Annotated in this window: 1 rRNA gene; it reads right to left on the reverse strand. The window is 50.0% G+C overall.

What is annotated here, in order from left to right:
- Positions 1–163: 163 nt before the first annotated feature.
- Positions 164–442 (reverse strand): 23S ribosomal RNA (locus C6N31_RS47235); the annotation flags it as partial.

Raw genomic sequence — 442 nt, forward strand, 5'->3', positions numbered from 1 at the left:
CCTTGATGACAGCGACGCCGTAGTCCCGAGATATAGACCAACCTCCAGATCTTCACGCCGCTATCACCCGCATCGAACACAATCCGCCGCCCACAACCACATAGACGCAACAATTAGGCAATTGGCCACGATTTAAGAGCAGCTGTCCCCATCTGCTTCCCCCCCAGCAATTTCAAGCACTCTTTGACTCTCTTTTCAGAGTCCTTTTCATCTTTCCCTCACGGTACTTGTTCGCTATCGGTCTCTCGCCCATATTTGGCCTTCGACAAAATTTACTGCCCAATTGAGGCTGCAATCCCAAACAACCTTACTCAGAGACAACGCCTCAAGATTCAACTCGACATTCGATGCGACGGGGCTCTCACCCTCTCCAGCGCCTCCTTCCAAAAGACTTGCACCGAAAAATCATCGACAAAGACGTTTCTCCAAACTACAATTCAAC

The sequence above is a fragment of the Streptomyces fildesensis genome, from assembly GCF_016107395.1.
Taxonomy (GTDB): domain Bacteria; phylum Actinomycetota; class Actinomycetes; order Streptomycetales; family Streptomycetaceae; genus Actinacidiphila; species Actinacidiphila fildesensis.